This window comes from Actinospongiicola halichondriae (assembly GCF_049103745.1).
GTDB classification, from domain to species: domain Bacteria; phylum Actinomycetota; class Acidimicrobiia; order Acidimicrobiales; family Salinilacustritrichaceae; genus Salinilacustrithrix; species Salinilacustrithrix halichondriae.
The window spans coordinates 2,834,265-2,848,333 of the sequence record NZ_CP171622.1 but is presented as its reverse complement, the minus strand read 5'-3'; the positions used below and the strand labels follow the sequence as shown (position 1 = coordinate 2,848,333).

General features: G+C 68.1%; 13 protein-coding genes. 9 read left to right on the top strand and 4 right to left on the bottom strand.

Annotation, left to right across the window (positions count from 1 at the left end):
- The first annotated feature begins 22 nt into the window (after window positions 1-22).
- The 4 genes from AB8619_RS14020 to AB8619_RS14005 all read left to right on the top strand — a co-directional run bounded on the left by AB8619_RS14020 (window position 23) and on the right by AB8619_RS14005 (window position 6,396).
- Window positions 23-808, top strand: a complete 786-nt coding sequence (locus AB8619_RS14020) for an electron transfer flavoprotein subunit beta/FixA family protein (RefSeq protein WP_436793252.1) — start codon at window positions 23-25, stop codon at window positions 806-808.
- Between the two features lie 32 nt (window positions 809-840).
- The gene (locus AB8619_RS14015) at window positions 841-1,794 is read left to right on the top strand and encodes an electron transfer flavoprotein subunit alpha/FixB family protein (protein ID WP_436793251.1); all 954 of its coding nucleotides are present in this window, start codon (window positions 841-843) and stop codon (window positions 1,792-1,794) included.
- Between the two features lie 471 nt (window positions 1,795-2,265).
- On the top strand, window positions 2,266-3,810 hold the full coding sequence (locus AB8619_RS14010; protein ID WP_436793250.1) for a S8 family serine peptidase: 1,545 nt from the start codon (window positions 2,266-2,268) through the stop codon (window positions 3,808-3,810).
- Window positions 3,811-3,897: 87 nt separating this feature from the next.
- Window positions 3,898-6,396, top strand: a complete 2,499-nt coding sequence (locus AB8619_RS14005; RefSeq protein ID WP_436793249.1) for a putative bifunctional diguanylate cyclase/phosphodiesterase — start codon at window positions 3,898-3,900, stop codon at window positions 6,394-6,396.
- Window positions 6,397-6,399: 3 nt separating this feature from the next.
- Here the strand turns inward: AB8619_RS14005 and AB8619_RS14000 are convergent, their stop codons facing one another.
- The 3 genes from AB8619_RS14000 to AB8619_RS13990 are packed head-to-tail and all read right to left on the bottom strand — an operon-like array spanning window position 6,400 to window position 8,294.
- Window positions 6,400-7,098, bottom strand: a complete 699-nt coding sequence (locus tag AB8619_RS14000) for an SCO1664 family protein (protein ID WP_436793248.1) — start codon at window positions 7,096-7,098, stop codon at window positions 6,400-6,402.
- Window positions 7,099-7,119: 21 nt separating this feature from the next.
- Window positions 7,120-7,590, bottom strand: coding sequence for a DUF3090 family protein (locus tag AB8619_RS13995; protein WP_436793247.1), 471 nt, complete (start codon window positions 7,588-7,590; stop codon window positions 7,120-7,122).
- Window positions 7,587-8,294 (bottom strand): histidine phosphatase family protein, encoded by a 708-nt coding sequence (locus AB8619_RS13990; protein ID WP_436793246.1) that lies wholly within the window; start codon window positions 8,292-8,294, stop codon window positions 7,587-7,589. The genes AB8619_RS13995 and AB8619_RS13990 overlap by 4 nt, the downstream gene beginning before the upstream one ends.
- 22 nt (window positions 8,295-8,316) lie before the next feature.
- On the opposite strand from AB8619_RS13990, the gene AB8619_RS13985 reads away from it, so the two are divergent.
- Genes AB8619_RS13985 through AB8619_RS13970 form a run of 4 tightly spaced genes read left to right on the top strand, consistent with a single transcriptional unit; the run spans window position 8,317 to window position 11,627 of the window.
- Window positions 8,317-8,982 (top strand): uracil-DNA glycosylase, encoded by a 666-nt coding sequence (locus tag AB8619_RS13985; RefSeq protein WP_436793245.1) that lies wholly within the window; start codon window positions 8,317-8,319, stop codon window positions 8,980-8,982.
- Window positions 8,982-9,317, top strand: a complete 336-nt coding sequence (locus AB8619_RS13980; protein ID WP_436793244.1) for a hypothetical protein — start codon at window positions 8,982-8,984, stop codon at window positions 9,315-9,317. Before AB8619_RS13985 ends, AB8619_RS13980 begins: the two co-directional genes overlap by 1 nt.
- Before the next feature lie 49 nt (window positions 9,318-9,366).
- The gene (locus AB8619_RS13975) at window positions 9,367-10,686 is read left to right on the top strand and encodes a DUF222 domain-containing protein (RefSeq protein WP_436793243.1); all 1,320 of its coding nucleotides are present in this window, start codon (window positions 9,367-9,369) and stop codon (window positions 10,684-10,686) included.
- Window positions 10,687-10,727: 41 nt separating this feature from the next.
- A complete protein-coding gene (locus AB8619_RS13970) occupies window positions 10,728-11,627 on the top strand; it encodes a DMT family transporter (protein ID WP_436793242.1) in 900 nt (299 codons plus the stop codon).
- Here AB8619_RS13970 and AB8619_RS13965 read toward each other — a convergent pair.
- The gene (locus AB8619_RS13965; RefSeq protein ID WP_436793241.1) at window positions 11,624-12,769 is read right to left on the bottom strand and encodes a Coenzyme F420 hydrogenase/dehydrogenase, beta subunit C-terminal domain; all 1,146 of its coding nucleotides are present in this window, start codon (window positions 12,767-12,769) and stop codon (window positions 11,624-11,626) included. The genes AB8619_RS13970 and AB8619_RS13965 overlap by 4 nt on opposite strands.
- Window positions 12,770-12,862: 93 nt before the next feature.
- On the opposite strand from AB8619_RS13965, the gene AB8619_RS13960 reads away from it, so the two are divergent.
- Window positions 12,863-14,062, top strand: coding sequence for an NADH:flavin oxidoreductase (locus AB8619_RS13960; protein WP_436793240.1), 1,200 nt, complete (start codon window positions 12,863-12,865; stop codon window positions 14,060-14,062).
- Window positions 14,063-14,069 lie beyond the last annotated feature (7 nt).

The window sequence follows — 14,069 nt, the reverse complement described above, 5'->3', positions numbered from 1 at the left end:
TCCTGCTGACACAATCGCCCGCATGTCCCTCAACGTCGTCGTCTGCGTGAAGCAGATCCCGGACCCCGCCGATCCCGGCAGCCTGGATGCTGACTTCACCCTCAACCGTGCCGGCAAGCTCATCCTGGACGAGTCCGACTCGTACGGGGTCGAGATGGCCCTCCAGCTGGTGGACACCGCCGGCGGCGGCGAGGTCACCCTCGTCTCCATGGCTCCCAACGGCGAGGTGTCCGGTCTCCGTACCGCGCTCGCCATGGGCGCCGCCAAGGCCGTGCTCGTCACCGACCCCGAGCTCGCCGGCGCCGGTGCGCTCGACACGGCTCGGACCCTGGCTGCGGCCATGGGCAAGGCCGGCGAGTACGACCTCATCATCTCCGGTGTCGAGTCGTCCGACGGCTACACGGGCACCGTCCCGCAGATGCTGGCCGCCGAACTCGGTCTCCCCATGGTGAGCTTCGCCAAGTCGGTCGAGATCGCTGACGGCAAGGTGTCCGTGCAGCGCCAGACCGAGACCGGCTACCAGGACGTGGAGGCATCGACGCCCGCCGTGGTCTCCGTGACCGCCGGCGTGGTCGAGCCCCGCTACCCCTCGTTCAAGGGGATCATGGCCGCCAAGTCGAAGCCCGTCGAGGAGGTCGCCGTCGGTGACCTCGGTCTCGACACGGCCACCGTCGGCTGGTCCGGCGCCGGCCAGGAGATCGTCGCCGTCGAGGACGCGCCCGCCCGTGAGGCCGGCGAGATCGTCGAGGACGAAGGCGAAGGCTTCCAGAAAATCGTGGCCAAGCTCCAAGAGCTCAAGGTCATCTGAGACCCGATCGAATCTGAGGAAAGAGGAACACCATGGCTCTGTCCAAAGTCTGGGTCTTCGTGGAGACCGACGAGAGTGGCGCACTGACGTCGCTCAGCAAGGAACTGCTCACCAAGGCGCGCGACCTCGCCGACACCGTCGAGGCGTTCTACGCCGGTGACGGTGCCGACGTGGCCGAGGCCGTCGGCGCATTCGGCGCCACCGCCGTCAACGCCACCGGCTCGCTCGGCGACCAGCTCGGCGGCGCTCCCGCGGGTGCGGCCCTCGCCGCTGCGGCTGACGGTGTCGACGCCATCATCGGCGGCACCACCTACGACACCCGTGACGCATTCGCCGTCGCATCGGTGAAGCTCGGCAAGCCCGTCATCTCGAACTGCACCGCCCTCGACCTCGACGGCGACGCCGTGGTCACCGAGGTGCAGGTCTTCGGTGGCGAGAAGGTCGTCAAGACCAAGTTCACCGCCGGTGGCCCCCAGCTCGTCCTCGTGCGGCCCAAGTCGTACGAGGCCAGCGAGTCCGGCGGCGGTGCGGCTGCGGTCAACGCAGTCAGCGTCCCCGACGGCGTGCCCGCCGCAACCGTTCTCTCGACCCACGTCGAAGAGCGCGAGGGTCCGCAGCTCGACTCGGCCCCGATCGTCGTCTCCGGCGGCCGTGGCCTCGGTGACCCCGAGAAGTTCGAGGAGTACATCGAGACCCTCGGCAAGAAGCTCGGTGCCGCCACCGGCGCCACCCGCGCCATCGTCGACGCTGGCTGGGTCCCCTACGCCAAGCAGGTCGGCCAGACCGGCAAGGTCGTCAAGCCCGACGTCTACATCGCGTGCGGCATCTCCGGTGCCACGCAGCACCTCGTGGGCATGAAGGGCTCGAAGAACATCATCGCCATCAACAAGGACCCCGAGGCGCCGATCTTCTCGGTCGCCGACCTCGGCATCGTGGGCGACGTCCACAAGGTCCTTCCGGCACTGATCGAGGCGCTCGGCGCCTGATCGCTGCTGCGATCCTGCTCGGCTCCGGCCGGGCATCGTTCGATTCGACGGCCGCCCTTCCGGGGCGGCCGTCGTCGCGTTTTCAAGCAATCTTCATGGCCCGGACGGGTCATCGGCGTCGTGGTCATCCCACTCCGGATCGTGCAGGACCGAACCCGATCCGTGAGGATGCTGCGGACCGTGGGCGAACCCTTGCGGGGCGTGCGCGCCGACGGCCCTCGACCGATCGGGGGTGAATTCCCTGGAGGCCAGGGAAACACTGGCGTTCACCCGGTTCTGCGGTTCCTGCGCCCTCTGCCGACTCCGCGCTCAGCGTGGTCACTCCACTACGCACACGATTTTGCGTGTTGAACAGGGCACCCGGAGTGGGGAGAACTGACTTGTAGACCTCTCGGGGCGCTTGGTTCTCAGCCTTCGCGTCCCGTGGTTCACCACACCACGACAACGCACTCGCCACTGGGGAACCCGCTCATGACCGATCAGATCGAACACGGAGGCAAGGACGTGCAGCCCGTCCTCGGAACCTCGCTCCATCGTCGAGGCCTCACCGGCCACGGCGTGGGCATCGCCATCATCGACTCGGGCGTGACCGCCCCCGGTGAGTTCGGCGACCGACTGGTTGCCGGTCCCGACTTCACCGTCGACGCCGGCACCGTCGACGAGGCGCTCGACCGCACCGGCCACGGTACGCACCTCGCAGGCATCGCTGCCGGCACCAACGTCGGTGTCGCCCCGGGCTCCCACGTCATCAGCGTCAAGGTCGCCGGCGAAGCCGGTGCCACCGACGTCGACGCCGTCATCGCCGGCATCGACTGGACGGTCGCCCATCGCCACCAGCTCTCCATCGGTGTCCTCCTCCTGGCCTTCGGTGCCGATCAGCTCCCCGTCGGTGAGCACGATCCGCTCGCTGCCGCTGTCTCCCGTGCCTGGCGTTCTGGTGTCGTCGTGGTCACCTCCGCCGGGAACTCGGGTGACGAGGCCCCCCTGTCGACGCCGACCCACATCGCCGACGTGTTGACCGTCGCCGCTGCCGAGCAGGTCGAGGACGGCTGGGCCGTCTGTGACTTCTCCAGCCGTGGCGACGACGCCGCCCGCCCCGACGTGTCCGCCCCGGGCAAGTCGCTGGTCGGACCGATCGCGCCGGGCTCCGAATCCGAGAACGCCCCCGAGTCGTCGATCGTGGCCCCGGGCTACGTCAAGGGCTCGGGGAGCTCGCAGGCCGCTGCCGCCGCTGCAGGCGCCGCTGCCCTGCTCCTGCACGCCGATCCCACCCTCACCCCGGACGAGGTCAAGCACATCCTGTGCACCTCGGCCGTCCGCATCGACGACGTCGCCGCCGGCGCCGGCGTGATCGACCTCGACGTCGCTCTCGCGTGCCTCGCCTCTGGCATCTTCCGCCCTTCGACCGACACCGACGTCGCCCCCACGGCCGACGCCTGGGCCGGCCTGGAGTGGTCCGGGAACAGCTGGCGTGGCCTGGAGTGGTCCGGGAACAGCTGGCGTGGCCTGGAGTGGTCCGGGAACAGCTGGCGTGGCCTGGAGTGGTCCGGGAACAGCTGGCGTGGCCTGGAGTGGTCCGGGAACAGCTGGCGTGGCCTGGAGTGGTCCGGGAACAGCTGGCGTGGCCTGGAGTGGTCCGGGAACAGCTGGCGTGGCCTGGAGTGGTCCGGGAACAGCTGGCGTGGCCTGGAGTGGTCCGGGAACAGCTGGCGTGGCCTGGAGTGGTCCGGGAACAGCTGGCGTGGCCTGGAGTGGTCCGGGAACAGCTGGCGTGGCCTGGAGTGGTCCGGGAACAGCTGGCGTGGCCTGGAGTGGTCCGGGAACAGCTGGCGTGGCCTGGAGTGGTCCGGGAACAGCTGGCGTGGCCTGGAGTGGTCCGGGAACAGCTGGCGTGGCCTGGAGTGGTCCGGGAACAGCTGGCGTGGCCTGGAGTGGTCCGGGAACAGCTGGCGTGGCCTGGAGTGGTCCGGCAACAGCTGGCGTGGCCTGGAGTGGTCCGGGAACAGCTGGCGGTAACAACGACCACTGGAGACACCGGATAGGCCACGGTACTCTGCGTAGTCACGCTGGCATTCTCCGTAGCCAGCCTCGGAGAGGACTCGGATGCAAGTTCGCGGGCGGCAAGGTGCATGGCTGTTCGCCATCGTCCTCGCCGCAGTCGCGTGCGCGCTCGCTATCCCTGTCGCGAGTCTCAGCGGCGTCAGCGAGCGACCACAACTAGCGGTTCTGCTGATCTACGCAGCTTCGTTCGCCGGAGCCGAGCGATTCTCGGTGAACCTCGAGACGCGTCGCGAGGCTCATGCTCTGACGTTCTCGGAGATCCCGTTGACGATCGGCCTGGTCTTCGCAGATCCGATTGGTCTCCTGCTCGCCCGAGTAATCGGTGCGGCGGCTGCGGTCGTCGTCCTGCGGAAGATGCCGCCGGTGAAGGTGCTCTTCAACGTGGCGGTCTTCGCGATCGAGGCTGCCACGGCGATTCTGCTCTTCAACGCATTGCTCGGCTCGAGCAGCCCGGTGCAGCCTCGCGGTTGGTTGGCTGCATTCGCGGCGGTTATGGCCTCGCACCTCGTCAGTTGGATCTCGGTGACGAGCGTGTTGGCAATCGCTGGCGCTCCCGTGACCATACGCTCAGCGACATCGGTACTCGCAGTGTCTGGCGCGAGCGTCATGGCAGCCACCGCGGTCGCTCTTGGTGCATCTGCAGTGCTGTGGAGTGGGGGCGAGTCTTGGGTTCTCCTCCTCTTCATCGGCGCGGCGTTGGGCTACTTCTTCTTGTCGTTCATCAGGATCCGCGAGCGGCATCAAGCCCTGTCGGCCCTCCACGAGTTCACGACCAGCGTGAACTTCCAGACGGATACAGAAGGGCTCGTTCGTACGACACTCGAGGGCGTCGCTCGACTCCTCAAGGGTGAGCGCGTGGTCGCCCTCTTGCCGAGTGAGTCAGGTGTGGATCGGTTCACGTACGAGGACGGCGAACTCCGTCGAGACTCTCCGACCCCCGCGACGGGCACCGACCTCACGATTGCGGCAGAGCTCGCGGCGGTGCACGCTGATCTCCCGGCAAGAAGCGGGGAGATCAAGGCGAGGGGGAGCGGCATCGCGTCTCGCCTTCCCATGCTTCAGGGGGACGGAGTCCTCATCGTCGATGGGCGCCTCTCAGATGCTCGATCGTTCGACGACGAGGATGTCCAGCTTCTCGAAACCGCTGCGGGCCACGTCGCGACGGCGTTCCGCAACTCGCAGCTGGTCACCCGCCTCCGTGAGGAGGCTGGATTCCGGGCGCATCAGGCGCTCCACGACGATGTGACCGACCTGCCGAATCAACGGGCTCTGGTCGAGCGACTCGGCGGTCAGCTTGAGGCGGGAGGTCGCTTGGCGATGATCACCGTCCGGGTGAACTCGTTGCGTGAGGTGAACGAGACGCTCGGCCTCGCCATGGGCGACGAGATGCTGCGCCAGGTGGCGGCTCGTCTGCGCCCGGTCGGGCGGCGTGCATGGTGCGCTCGATCGGCCACCGACGAGTTCACGCTCATCATCCCCGGCGGCCAGGACGAGGCCGACGAGTTCTCGGATCGCATCGTCGATGCGTTCAAGCTGCCGGTGCTGTGCGACGACGTCGCCCTCGCGGTCATCGTCGGCATCGGCGTGGCGCTGGCCCCGGACCACGGCTCGGACAGCGAGACGCTTCTCCGTCGGGCGAGCCTGGCCGCCAGCCGTACGGCACTCGACGGAACAACTGTCACGACGTGGGCGTCCGACCGCGACCCCTACGATCCTCAGCGCCTCACCATCGCCGCCGACCTCCGCGACGCCATCCCGGCCGGCGAGCTCGAGGTGCACTTCCAGCCCCAGCTCGACATCGTCAATGGGTTGATCACCGGCGCCGAGGCACTGGTCCGGTGGGATCACCCCCGACTCGGACACCTGCGCCCCGACCAGTTCATCCCCGCAGCGGAGAACACGGGCGCGATCGACGCGCTCACGCTGCACGTCCTCACCGTCGCGGCCATGACCGGCGCACACTGGCGTGAACTCGGCTGGGATCTCGACATCGCCGTCAACCTGTCGGCCCGCAATCTCACGAATCCGAGCTTCGCGTCCGACGTCGAGGTCATTCTCGAGCGCACCGGGCTCCCCGCCGGTTCGCTCACGATGGAGCTCACTGAGTCGAGCGTCATGACCGAGGCGGAGCGCGCGCTGAAGACACTGCACGAACTCGACGAGCTCGGCATCGCCATCTCGATCGACGACTTCGGCACCGGATACTCGTCACTGGCTCACCTCCGCCGGCTCCCCGTCGGGGAGATCAAGATCGACAAGTCCTTCGTGTTCGACCTGACCACCAGCGAGTCGGACGAGGCGATCGTCCGTTCGATGATCGACCTCGGCCACAACCTCGGGCTCACCGTGGTGGTCGAGGGCGTCGAGACCGTCGAGGTGCGCGACCGGCTCCACGAGCTCGGGAGCGACCGTCTGCAGGGCTACCTGCTCAGCCGACCGCTCCCGGTCGATGCGTTCGAGCACTGGATCTCGGAGCGCCCGCTCCGGACCATCGCGGGGACCCCGCAGGATCGCGTGGTCCGACTCCAGCAGCGTCGCTGACGTTCAGACGAGCGGCCAGGGGTGACGTCGGCCGGTCGGGTCGATCGGGAACTCCGACATCATCGCCACCTCGACGACCCGAGATCGCAGGGCGTCGGCCTCGATCGGTCGCAGCAGCGTCACCAAGGCCTCGGGGAGTCCCTCGTCGCGCAGCCGACGCACGGCATCGAGCAGGCAGTCCGGGATCGGGTCGCCGCCGAAGTCCCAGATGACGGTCCGCAGCTTGAACTCCTCGTGGAAGCAGAGGCCGTGGTCGATGCCGAACAGTTCGTCACCGACCGAGACGAGGCAGTGGCCGCTCTTGCGGTCGGTGTTGTTGGCGAGGAGGTCGAACACGCACATGGCCTGCATGCGTTCGAGATGGCGCCCGGACTCGAAGAGGGTGAAGTAGTGCTCCTCGAAGTCGGCGTCGACGAACCGCTGCACCGATCCCTGACCCAGAGGGCCGTCTCGCAGCACGGTGTGCGGGACGAGGTCCCACCCGAGTGCCTCGGAGAGCTCGTAGGCCGCGACCTCTCGACGGTCGAGACCGGCGGGGAAGTCCCAGAGCGGCCGCTCCATCTGGCGGGGCTTGTAGATGGCTCGGGTCCAGACGTCACCGAGCGTCACCCGGACGAGGTACGTGCCGTTCGACGACCACGGCATCCGGCCTTCGATCTCGATCTCACCGTCGGTGAGCACCTCGAGTACGGGATCCGCCATCGACCGAGTATGGACCGGTGATCAGTTGGCTCGGGGGCAGGCGTGGCCCGTGGTGTCGACCGGTGCACCACAGAGACGACACGGCGGCCGTCCGCCGGCCAGGAGGCCTTCGGCCCGGTCGATCAGCGCCCGGACCTGGGAGCGCGTCGCGGCGACCCGCAAGGTCGCACCGGAGGCCTCGTCGTCGGCCAGGAGTTCGTCGGCGACGATGACGATGCGATCGCGGTCATTGTCGTAGGCCACACCGATCGTCCCGACGGTCCAGTCGGGGATCACCGGGTCGATCAATTCGGGGGCCTGAGGCACCTCGTCCGGTGCGGGCAGGTCGTGCAACAGTCCGCCCAGGTACTCGGCCAACGCCATGACCTGTTGCTTCTCGAGCTTCACCGACGTGGTGTGCTCGCCCTCGCGGGCCTGGAGGTAGAAGGTCCGGTCGCCGGGCTCGCCGACGGCACCCGTCGTGAACGCGTCGGGTTCCTCGTAGGCGGTCATGAGGGCACGAGCGACACGAGGTCGCCGGTGTGGTTCACGGCGAGGACGGTCGGGCCGGAGGCGCTGTAGACGATCGCCGAGACCGAGCACTGCCCGATCACGATGCGTTGGAACAGGTCGAGCGGCGTGCCGAGCGCCTGCGCCACGGCGGCCTTGATGGTGTCGGCATGCGACACGGCCACGATCGACTCGCCCGGGTGTTCGCCGACCAGCGCGTTGATGGTGTCGACCATCCGCGTCTGCATCTCGGAGAACGACTCGCCGTTCGGGAACCGGAAGCCAGCGGGGTGGCGCTGCACCGTCTTCCACTCGGGCAACTTGTTGAGCTTCGACAGCTTCTCGCCGGTCCAGGCGCCGAAGTCACATTCGACGAGCCCGGCGCGTGTGCGGGTCCGGAGGCCGAGCGCCTTCGAGATCGGCTTGGCGGTCTCCTGAGTGCGCTCCATCGGCGAGGCGTACACGGCGGCGATGCCCTTGCCGCCGTCCTTCGTGGTCCGGGAGGTGTGCAGTTCGGCGATGCGACCGGCGACGGCCTCGGCCTGGGCGATGCCGTCCTCGGCCAGATGGAGGCCAGGAGCCCGGCCGGGGAGGACGGATCCGGTCGTCGGCGTCTTCCCGTGGCGCACGAGCAGTACGAGGGTCGGAGCCGGGGTCGAGTCCCCGGACGGTGCCCGTTTCGATCGGGTCGTGCGCTTGGCAGCCATGCGATTTGCCACGCTATCGGCCATGGATTCGTTCGAGACGCTGACCGCAGACGTCTCGAACTGCCGCGCCTGCCCCCGTCTGGTCGCTTGGCGCGAGCAGGTGGCGATCGAGAAACGCGCCTCGTATCGCGACGACGACTACTGGGGGAGAGGCGTTCCCGGATTCGGTGATCCCGCCGCTCGAGTCGTGGTCGTGGGGCTTGCGCCCGCGGCGCACGGAGCCAACCGCACGGGCCGGATGTTCACCGGCGATCGAAGCGGCGACTTCCTCTACGCGGCGCTCCACCGCACCGGATTCGCCAACCAGCCGGAGTCGATCGGCGTGGACGACGGCCTCGAGCTCACCGACGTCTGGATCACCTCGCCGGTCAAGTGCGCGCCGCCGGCCAACAAGCCGACCCCGGCCGAGCGTGACCAGTGCGCCGGCTTCCTCGACCGAGAACTCACGCTGCTCGACCGGGCCCGGGTGTTCGTGCCCCTCGGCCAGTTCGGCTACCAGGCGACCTGTCGGTTCCTCGGGGTGAAGCCGCGGCCGAAGTTCGGACACGGCGTCGAGGTCGATGCCGGCGACGGTCGGACGATCGTCGCCAGCTTCCACGTCAGCCAACAGAACACGTTCACCGGCCGGCTGACCGAGCCGATGTTCGACGACGTCCTCGAGCGGGCCCGGGCCCTCGCCGCAGGCTGATGCTGTTCGACGCGGACGTGATCGACCGATCCGTCCTCACCGACGACGACGCACGTGCGGCCGGTGAACCTGATCTCGCATCGCTCCTGTCTCGGATGTCGACCGGTCCCGACCGTCAACTCCACCGGATCCGGTTCCACCTCGCCGGTGACGATCCACTGATCGCAGCAAACCCAGGGGTTCGGTCGGCAGACCTCTGCCGTGAGGTCGACATGGAACAGGCCGAGCTCAAGACACGGGTCCGGCGACTCAAGAGCCTTGGTCTCACCGAGCGTCTCGAACGTGGGTACCGGCTCTCTCCACGAGGTCGAACATTTCTCGATCGGAGGGGCTGAACGAGCGGAGTTCTTGTCACCCCCTCCGTGCGACGATCGAGGAATGGGGATGACCGACGACAACTCGACGGGGGACGTGATCACCGTGTCTGGTGCGCTCGCGTTGTTCGCTGCAGCGGTCGATGCGTTCGAGAACATCGACCTCGAATCGTTGCCCGCCGCAGAAGTCCTGCGACTCGTCGAAGGGGTGGAGCTGCTACACCGCCGCTTCGATCACCAGACGGACCGGGTCGCCGGCCACGTGGCGGCGTCGGGCGCATTCGGCGTCGACGGCCACCGCACCGCCAAAGCGGCTCTGAAGACCCGGTGCCGCCTCAGTGGCCCGGTAGCGCACGATCGGCTCCGTTCCGCGCGGGTGCTCCGCACCATGCCGATGGTCGACGCTGCGTACGCACGAGGGGAGATCCCGACCGAGTCCGCCCGGATGATCGCTCGGACGCTGTCGAATCCCCGGGTCGCCGAATTCGGACCGCTGGTCGACGGCGTGTTCGCCGAACAGGCTGCGGCACAGATGCCCGAGGCGTTCCGTGCGTGGCTCCGGGACTGGGAGCGTGTGGCCGACGTCGATGGGGCCGAACAGCGCGCCGAGGCGATCCACGAGCGCCGCAATGCGTCGCTGCTCGAGAACTCGATCGATTCGTCGTGGACTCTTCGTGGAGGATTCGGCGCGCTGCAGGGTTCGGCGATGGCAGAGATCTTCGCTCGCTTCGAGGACGCCGAATTCGCCGCCGACTGGGCTGAAGCGAAGGCGATCCACGGCGCCGACACCCGCGTCGAACACCTGCGGCGAACACCGGCGCAGCGCCGTGCCGATGCGCTGTTCGCCATCTTCCGCCGAGCGGCCGCGATGCCCGACGGCGGACGAGAGCCGGCGCCACTGGTGAACATCGTCGTCGACGAGGAGACGTTCCGCGAGTCGCTCGGCCAGTCATCGGACGGCACTGCCGGTCCTCCCGATCCGGGCGACGTCGGCCGGCGTCGGTGCCAGACGGTCGGCGGGACCCGCGTGACCCCGTCCGAGGCCCTCGATGCTGCCCTGGCCGGCCATGTCCGGCGAGTCATCGTCGACGGCGCATCGACCGTCATCGACCTCGGGCGCAGACGACGGCTGTTCACGGGCTGTTCCCGCGACGCAGCGCTGCTCCAAGCGGTGCTTCGGAATCGGGACAGGCTCCGGTGTGGCCAGATCGGCTGCGACGCACCGAGCCATCGCATCCAGGTCGACCACGACGTCGAGTGGACCGACGGTGGAGCGACCGACGTGGCCAACAGTCAGCCGCTGTGCGGGTTCCACAACATCGTGAAGCACCTGACGCTCGATGCAGACCAAGACCCGGCAGACCTCTGGCAGATGCACCGGCCTGAGTAGCCGGAATTGGAGAGTTGTCCCATCGCGGATAGCAACGGGCGATGGATTCCACCGACGGCGAGCGCCGCAACACCGCCGGCACGCTCGCGGTCTCGGGCGCGATGGTCGCGTTCGGTGTCAACAACGTCATCGTCCGCACCACCAACTTCTCCGGTGTGGTGACGGCCTCGTACCGCCTGTTCCTCGGGATCGCGCTCCTGGTCGCGCTGCTGACGGCCATGGGGCGTCGACCGACGCTCGAGGGCATCCGCGTCGCCGTCCCCGCAGGGATCGCCTACGGCGGATCGATCCTGTTCTTCTTCAGCGCGTTCAAGGAGACGTCGATCGCCAACGCCACGCTGATCGCCGCACTCCAGTCCGGGCTGAGCCTGACGCTGGTTGGGCGGTTCTTCGGCGAGAAGGTCCGACTGCCCGAGGTCCTGCTCACGTTGGTCGCCACCGCCGGCGTCCTCCTCGTGATCGTCGGGGGCGAGTCCGGCGGGGCGGGCGACATCCACGGCGACCTGTTGGCCGTCGGCGGCATGCTCTCCAACACCGTCTACTTCGTGCTCGGGAAGCGGAGCCGGGAGCGATCCGATGTCGCTGCAGGATCATTCCAGGTGGGCCTGCTGACGGTCGCGGCCGTGATGACGGTCCCTGTGGTGCTGCTCTCGGGCGACGTCCCGACGCCGGACGGCGGCGACTGGCTCCGACTCCTGGCGCTCGCCGTCGGCGGCACGCTCGGTCACCTCGGGGTGAACTGGGCCCACCGCCACGTCACCTTGACCACCGCCTCGTTACTGACCTTGGCCGTGCCGGTCGTGTCGTCGACGGTCGCGTGGTTCGTGCTCGACGAGTACCTGTCGGCGCTGCAGTGGGTCGGCGCCAGCATCACGCTCGCCGCGCTGGCAGCCGTTGTGCTCCGGGCCGTCCGACCGACCGTCGAGGACCCCGTGGGCTAGCGCTTCACCTTCGGGAAGTCGACGGCGAAGTCCGGCCAACGTTGGCGAGACTTGGCCGCCAGCTTGTGCATGAGGGCGATGGCGCCGGGATCGTCGTCGCCGGGGCGGGCCTCGATGACGCCGGCGTCGATCATGCGGGTCATGACCTCACGGCCCAGTTCGGTGCGGACGATGGTCAGCGTCCAGTCGTTCTCCTTGCCGATGCCACCGGTGGAGATGTCGGCGTGCTCGGCGGCGAAGTCGGGGCAGTGGTTGCAGCCTTCGCGCGTCCACGCATGGCATTCCTTGAGCGGAATGCCGTGGTACTTGCCGTCGTCGGTCCAGAGCTGGAAGACGCCCTTGATGTTCATCTTCGTGATGTTCTGCTTCTTGATCCCGTACTTGGTCTCGAAGAGCTCCTCGAAGATGGCGTCGTCGAACGTCTTGGAGCAGAGCAGCCCGATGTTGAACTTGATCGGCTTGGAGATCTTGCCGATCTTGCGGTGCCACATGATCGGTGGGACGGAGGACTGGCAGCTCATCCCGACGAGCGCGAGGTCCTTGAGACCGCGGTCCATCGCCTCGTCGAGCGCGAGCGTGTTGGCCGAGTAGGTGTAGCGACTGCCGGCGGCGTCGAGCACCTCCTGCTTGTTGGTGGCGACGCCGGGCTTGGCCTTCCAGTCGCCCTTCGCGCCGTCGAGGTAGCTGACGAGCGCGCCGTCGATGTACTCCTCTTCGAGCAGCCACAACAGGATCGCCGAGACGAGCCCGCCGTCCTGGCCGAGCTCGTGCACGGTCTTGTCGGACGCCTTGGTGAGCATGATGTCCTTGTAGATGCCCGACAGGTCCTCGGCCTCACGGCGTCGGGCGAAGAGGTGCTCGTCGGCCTCGGGCTCCCAGTTACGGAAGCGGGGGCACGCCCGGGTGCACGACGTGCAGCCCTTCTGGCCGTGCACGCAGTCGTCGGGGCCGAGCTCGTCCTCGAGGTGGAACGGCTTGTAGCCGCCCGACTCGTGGTTGTACCCGATCACATCGTGGGGACAGGAGATGACGCAGCCGGCGCAGCCGGTGCAGAGGCCGGTGTCGATGACCTCGTTCTTGAGCTCCAACCATTGGTTGGTCCAGCGCGCGGTCTCTCCGGTGACGACGTCGGTCAGTGCCATGCCGGGATCGTACGTGCTCGCCCCACCACGTCCACGCCCCCGGCACCGTCGTTCTCCTGACGCGGTGTCAGATATGGCGGTACCGTCGGCGAGATGGCCACGCACGCACTGTTCGAGCCGGCACGTCTCGGACCGATCGAGGTCCGGAACCGCACCGTGAAGGCTGCGACCTACGAGTCGCTGGGTCGCGACGGGCTCGTCACCGACGAACTGATCGCCTGGCATCGAGAGATCGCCCAGGGAGGTGTGGGGGTCTCGACGTTGTCGTACTGCAGCGTGTCGTCCGACGGCCGGACGTTCGCCGACCAGTTGGTGATGCGACGCGATGCCCTCCCTGGTCTCACCCGGTTCTGTCAGGAGATCCGAGCGACGGGATCGACGCCCGCAGTGCAGCTCGGCCACGCCGGATGGTTCGCCGACCCGCACGCGACGGGGGAGCAGCCGATGGGACCGAGCGCCCAGTTCAGCCCGCATGGCGGGACCCGCAGCCGGGCCATGAGCGTCGCCGACATCGAGCGGGTGACCCACGACTTCGCCGAGGCGGCGGCCATGGCCGAGGAAGCTGGCTTCGGCGGCGTCGAGATCCACATCGGCCACGGCTACCTGCTCAGTCAGTTCCTGTGTCCGTGGAACAACAGGCGCGACGACGAACACGGTGGAACGATCGAGAACCGGGCGCGGTTCGCCCGCTCTGTCTGCGAGGCGGTGCGTGCTCGTGTCGGTGGACGGATCGCCATCTGGGCCAAGCTCAACATGGACGACGGCTTCCGCAGCGGCATGACGCTCGACGAGGGGCTCGCCGTCGCCCGCATGCTCGATGCGGACGGCACCCTCGACGCCATCCAGCTCACCGGTGGGCACACCACCCGCTCGCCGATGTACCTGCTGCGCGGGGATGCACCCCGCAAGGCCATGTTCGAGGACGACCCCAATCCGGTGCGCCGAGCGATCATCCGCGTCGGTGCGCCGTTGGTCATCCGCAACCTCGACTTCGAGGAGGCGTTCTTCCGGCCCAAGGCGGAGCTGTTCCGGCGCGCGATCGACACTCCGGTGATGCTGCTCGGCGGGCTGACCCGCCGGGACTCGATGCTCGACGCCATCGACGGTGGCTTCGCGTTCGTGACGATCGGTCGGGCGCTGCTGCGCGAGCCCGACCTGATTGCTCGGTACGAGGCCGAGGACGCGGCCACGAGCCGGTGCATCCCGTGCAACCTCTGCATCGCCAAGGTCGGGTACCAGCCGACACGATGCGTCCGACGACCGACAGAACCGGAAAATGTGACGGTCGCGTGACTGTGAG